The sequence below is a fragment of the Chamaesiphon sp. OTE_75_metabat_556 genome (genome assembly GCF_031378165.1).
Lineage (GTDB): Bacteria > Cyanobacteriota > Cyanobacteriia > Cyanobacteriales > Chamaesiphonaceae > Chamaesiphon.
Window position 1 is genome coordinate 1 of record NZ_JANNDR010000309.1, and the last position, 3,741, is coordinate 3,741.

The 3,741-nt window shown below is 48.7% G+C and carries 5 protein-coding genes; 1 reads left to right on the plus strand and 4 read right to left on the minus strand.

Going from position 1 to position 3,741, the window contains the following annotated elements; translation table 11 throughout:
• On the minus strand, positions 1-218 hold a 218-nt coding region (gene psaC / locus RMO27_RS12460; RefSeq protein WP_309732904.1), incomplete at its 3' end, for a photosystem I iron-sulfur center protein PsaC.
• Between the two features lie 198 nt (positions 219-416).
• On the opposite strand from psaC, the gene RMO27_RS12465 reads away from it, so the two are divergent.
• Complete coding sequence (locus RMO27_RS12465; RefSeq protein ID WP_309732906.1) at positions 417-764, plus strand: DUF6464 family protein; 348 nt, start codon at positions 417-419, stop codon at positions 762-764.
• Positions 765-818: 54 nt separating this feature from the next.
• On the opposite strand, the gene deoC is transcribed toward RMO27_RS12465, so the two are convergent.
• The 3 genes from deoC to RMO27_RS12480 form a co-directional block, all read right to left on the minus strand.
• Complete coding sequence (gene deoC, locus RMO27_RS12470) at positions 819-1,505, minus strand: deoxyribose-phosphate aldolase (RefSeq protein ID WP_309732908.1); 687 nt, start codon at positions 1,503-1,505, stop codon at positions 819-821.
• 222 nt (positions 1,506-1,727) lie between these two features.
• The gene (locus RMO27_RS12475) at positions 1,728-3,236 is read right to left on the minus strand and encodes a UbiD family decarboxylase (protein WP_309732910.1); all 1,509 of its coding nucleotides are present in this window, start codon (positions 3,234-3,236) and stop codon (positions 1,728-1,730) included.
• 178 nt (positions 3,237-3,414) lie between these two features.
• Entirely contained in the window at positions 3,415-3,642 is a 228-nt protein-coding gene (locus RMO27_RS12480; RefSeq protein WP_309732912.1) for a hypothetical protein, read from the minus strand.
• Positions 3,643-3,741 lie beyond the last annotated feature (99 nt).

Sequence of the window (3,741 nt, forward strand, 5' to 3'; positions counted from 1 at the left end):
GTTTCTGCGCCCAAATAGACGCGGATACTCAGGAAGTCTGTAGGGCAAGCGGTTTCACACCGTTTGCAACCAACACAATCCTCAGTCCGGGGTGAAGATGCAATTTGTTGAGCCTTGCAACCATCCCAGGGTACCATCTCCAATACGTCTGTCGGACAAGCCCGAACGCACTGGGTACAGCCAATACAAGTGTCGTAAATTTTGACGCTATGAGACATATAATCATCCTCCCAACGATAAAGCTTTAGTGATGCTAAAACTAAGAATCAAGGCTTAGTGTACCGCAGGCGCAGATGCTAGTTCTCAAAAAGGCTACATAAGTTAAAGGTTTTTAACTTTCGATCGGGGATCGATCGATTAACGAAACTTTAAATAGGGGTTAGAATAAGATTTTTGATGCTCATCATGGAGATCTAATGGAAGCAGAGTCAATCCCTACTGAGGTAGTTTTGACACAAACACGAGAGGTCGTCGCTAAAATCCGGCTGGATTGGACTCCACAACCAGGCAACTATCTCGATCTAGATGGTAAGACTTATGCTGTATTAGAGCGTCGGCACCGCTATCACTTACAATCGGGTCGCTACAAATTACACAAAATTGCCCTCTATGTCCAGTCGGCGACGCGTCCTGAAGAGCAAAGTCTGATTGACGGTCAATGGGTTATCGGCGACGCTACTTGTAAGTATAATGCTCGATCGACCCTGCTCCGGTGTGCGATTCAACCGATCGGGCCTTGTGAGGGATGCCGGTTTAGGGAGTAAGTATTCGGCTTATTGATACTTTCCAAACATCCTCTCCAGCCTAAAACCTAAAGCCTAGCTTCCGGCTTTTGATTCCTGTGCGCGTTGTTTGAGGAGAGTTATGCCCCAAGAGGTTCCGAGTCTAGTGGCTCCAGCGAGAATTAATTCGACTGCCAGATCGTGAGTGCGAATGCCACCAGCGGCTTTGATGCCGATTTGGTCTTTGGTGAGATCCTTGAGGATGCGCACATCAGCTACTGTCGCTGCACCACACCAACCCGTTCCGGTTTTTAACATTCGCGCCCCTGCTTCCATACAAATTTGAGCGGCAAGTTGTTGCTCTGGTGGTGTCAACAGGGACATTTCCAAAATTGCCTTCACCCCTTGTCCGGTTGCTTCACAGATTTCGGCAATTTCGCGATGGACATCGTCGATTTTCCCTGCTTTTAACCAGCCAACGTTAATCACCACATCCAATTCTTGGGCACCATTTTCGACAGCCTCTTGAGCCTCATATAGTTTGCTGGCTGTTGTTGTGGCTCCAGTCGGAAAACCAATCACAGTACAAATTTGGGGGCGTTTCTGGTGTAAAAGTGCGGTAACTTGCCGCACATAGCAGGGATTGACGCACACCGCTGCAAAACCAAATCGATCTGCTTCTTCACACCACTGTTCTACCATCGCGGGGGTGGCAGCCGCACCGAGCAAGGAATGATCGATATATGGGGCAATGTCGATATGAGTGGACTGTTCGGCGTTCATAGCTGTTTTTAGGCGTTGCTGAATCGGGCGGGAAGTAGAATTCAGGGTAGATTAATTATCAAGAAAGAGTGTTCGCGATTTTTATACCTAGTCTTTACCTACCCGCAACTTAAGTGCGGGCTAACGTAATTAGGCACGATCTAAGTCCACTTAAGTGGACTTATGCTAGTAGCCCGCGATTTATCTGCGGGGCGGTTGATGATGAAAAACTAGCCGCAATGACTATTTCATGTCATAACCAAATAGATTGGCATTGACTTCATTGAGATTGATATCGGCTAGCCCATACTCACGCCACCGTCTGTCTACCATCGCCGCAACGGCCGGATCTGATTCGAGCTGTGCGCCCCATTCCGCTTCGGTTTCGGGATAAACTTTGGTCGTCGCGTCGATCCCCATCCGGCTGCCCAGCCCGACTTTAGGCGTGGCAAAGTCGAGTTTATCAAAAGGGGTATCGGGGATGATAAAGACATCGCGCTGAGGGTCAACCTTGGAACTAACTGCCCATACCACTTGGCGCGGATCGCGGATATTGATATCTTTATCGACGACGATCACAAATTTGGTATAAGTAAATTGCGGTAAGGCACTCCAGAAGGCGAGTGCGGCGCGTCTGGCTTGTCCGGGATAGGCTTTATCGATCGCAATAATTGCCGCTTTGTAACTCAATGCCTCCATCGGTAAGAAGAAATCGACGATTTCTGGTACCTGTTGACGGAGAATTGGCGTATAGATCCGGTTGAGCGCAATTGCCATCATTGCTTCTTCCTTCGGCGGACGCCCGCTAAAAGTCGTCAAATAAACGGGATTTTTGCGATGAGTCATGCAATTGAACCGAATCAACGGGCATGATTTAGATTGATTGTAGTAGCCCATGTGGTCGCCAAAGGGGCCATCGACCATTTCTTCGCCCGGTGTAATCGTCCCTTCGAGCACGAATTCCGAGTCGGCGGGTACTTCGATATCTACTGTTTTACATTTAGCTAGTTTGACCCCGCCACCACCATAGATGCCAGCAAATAACCACTCAGACAGATCGATCGGGATTGGTGTCGCCGCTGCCATAATGATCAGTGGATGTACGCCTAAAGCGATCGCGATTTCCAATTTTTTGCCCCGTTCGGCAGCTTTCCGCAAATGACGCGCACCACCACGGATGGATAACCACTGGACAGTCATCGTATTTTTGGACTGCAACTGGAGCCGATACACGCCGATATTCGGTGTCCCCGTTTCGCAATCTTTGGTAATTACCAATCCTAATGTCACAATTTTCCCCGCATCGCCACTATAAGGGCGAATTAACGGCAGACTGTTCAGATCTACGTCATCTCCTTCAATAACAATCTGCTGGCAGGGCGGAAAGTAATCGCGGCTCGGTTTCGCTTTGAGCACGTCAAATAAAACTTTGCCAAACTCGACGGCTTGAGCGACTTTTTTGGGGGGTTTTGGCTGCTGGAGCATGGCCAATTTTTTGCCCAGATCTTCTAGTTCCTGGGGCTGCTCCATATTCATCGCCCAGCAAATTCGCTCGACGGTGCCCATGATGTTCACGGCTACCGGATATTGGGCACCTTTGACGTTTTCAAACAGCAACCCAGGTCCACCACATTGCAACATCCGATTGGCAATCTCAGCAATCTCCAAGTCGGAGTCTACCAGGGTCTTAATCCGGCGCAGTTGGCCTCGTTTTTCGAGTACCTGTAAAAATTCTCTGAAGTCCCCCGCCATGCGATCGCGCCCAATGTAAAGTTATGTCTCTATTGTAAGGGGATAGGGAATAGAGAGTAGGGGCTAGGGTAAAAACAAGGGGAAGTATATGATATGTGGGCAGTGGAGGGAACAAAAAGACGTTTGTGTCCATATTCAATCTCAACTATCCTCTATTCCCTATCCTTTATCCCCTAATTTAATTCCCCTTTTGCATCCGAAAGCTATAGAAGGCATAGATATCAAAGAGCGCGCCGACAAATCCGCAGACCAACCCGATCGTTAACATCCCTTGGAGCGCACAGCCACCACCAAAGGTATCGAGAAAGTCGAGCAACATATTTGTAGGGATTTGACCGATCTCGCCGAAACCAGGAATACATGTCAGTAACCAAGTGCTAGCTAACGACCCCGACACTAGAAGCATGGGAGCGAAAAAACTCAATAGCACAGCCAGGGATAGAGAACGTAGGAAGTTTGATGACACGATCGTAAAACCTCACCCGCCTGATGGCTGAAAGAACTG